The organism is Streptomyces sp. NPDC057253, assembly GCF_042669125.1.
GTDB lineage: Bacteria > Actinomycetota > Actinomycetes > Streptomycetales > Streptomycetaceae > Streptomyces.
This window is the reverse complement of sequence record NZ_JBHUXV010000282.1, coordinates 1-1,427: the sequence shown is the minus strand read 5'-3', so window position 1 is coordinate 1,427 and position 1,427 is coordinate 1. Positions and strand designations below refer to the sequence as shown.

Genomic DNA, 1,427 nt, shown 5'->3' with positions numbered 1-1,427 from the left:
AGTCTGAGACCTGATGCCGAGCCGATTGTGGTGAAGTGGATGATCCTATGCTGTCGAGAAAAGCCTCTAGCGAGTTTCATGGCGGCCCGTACCCTAAACCGACTCAGGTGGTCAGGTAGAGAATACCGAGGCGTTCGGGTGAACTATGGTTAAGGAACTCGGCAAAATGCCCCCGTAACTTCGGGAGAAGGGGGGCCACACCTGGTGAGAGGACTTGCTCCTTGAGCTGGGGGTGGCCGCAGAGACCAGCGAGAAGCGACTGTTTACTAAAAACACAGGTCCGTGCGAAGCCGTAAGGCGATGTATACGGACTGACGCCTGCCCGGTGCTGGAACGTTAAGGGGACCGGTTAGTCACATTTCGGTGTGGCGAAGCTGAGAACTTAAGCGCCAGTAAACGGCGGTGGTAACTATAACCATCCTAAGGTAGCGAAATTCCTTGTCGGGTAAGTTCCGACCTGCACGAATGGCGTAACGACTTCTCGACTGTCTCAACCATAGGCCCGGTGAAATTGCACTACGAGTAAAGATGCTCGTTTCGCGCAGCAGGACGGAAAGACCCCGGGACCTTTACTACAGTTTGATATTGGTGTTCGGTTCGGCTTGTGTAGGATAGCTGGGAGACTGTGAAGCTCGGACGCCAGTTCGGGTGGAGTCGTCGTTGAAATACCAGTCTGGTCGTGCTGGATGTCTAACCTGGGTCCGTGATCCGGATCAGGGACAGTGTCTGATGGGTAGTTTAACTGGGGCGGTTGCCTCCTAAAGGGTAACGGAGGCGCCCAAAGGTTCCCTCAGCCTGGTTGGTAATCAGGTGTTGAGTGTAAGTGCACAAGGGAGCTTGACTGTGAGACCGACGGGTCGAGCAGGGACGAAAGTCGGGACTAGTGATCCGGCGGTGGCTTGTGGAAGCGCCGTCGCTCAACGGATAAAAGGTACCCCGGGGATAACAGGCTGATCTTCCCCAAGAGTCCATATCGACGGGATGGTTTGGCACCTCGATGTCGGCTCGTCGCATCCTGGGGCTGGAGTCGGTCCCAAGGGTTGGGCTGTTCGCCCATTAAAGCGGTACGCGAGCTGGGTTTAGAACGTCGTGAGACAGTTCGGTCCCTATCCGCTGTGCGCGTAGGAGTCTTGAGAAGGGCTGTCCCTAGTACGAGAGGACCGGGACGGACGAACCTCTGGTGTGCCAGTTGTTCTGCCAAGGGCATGGCTGGTTGGCTACGTTCGGGAGGGATAACCGCTGAAAGCATCTAAGCGGGAAGCCTGCTTCGAGATGAGGACTCCCACCCCCTTTGAGGGGTTAAGGCTCCCAGTAGACGACTGGGTTGATAGGCCGGATCTGGAAGGCGGGTAACCGCTGGAGGTGACCGGTACTAATAGGCCGAGGGCTTGTCCATATTTGCTCGCGTCCACTGTGTTAGTTCTGAG

1 rRNA gene (running past one end of the window) is annotated in these 1,427 nt (G+C 56.3%); it reads left to right on the top strand.

The annotated features are described in order from the left end of the window. Nucleotides 1-1,396, top strand: a 23S ribosomal RNA gene (locus tag ACFULQ_RS48945); it begins 1,375 nt to the left of the window's first position. Nucleotides 1,397-1,427: the final 31 nt, after the last annotated feature.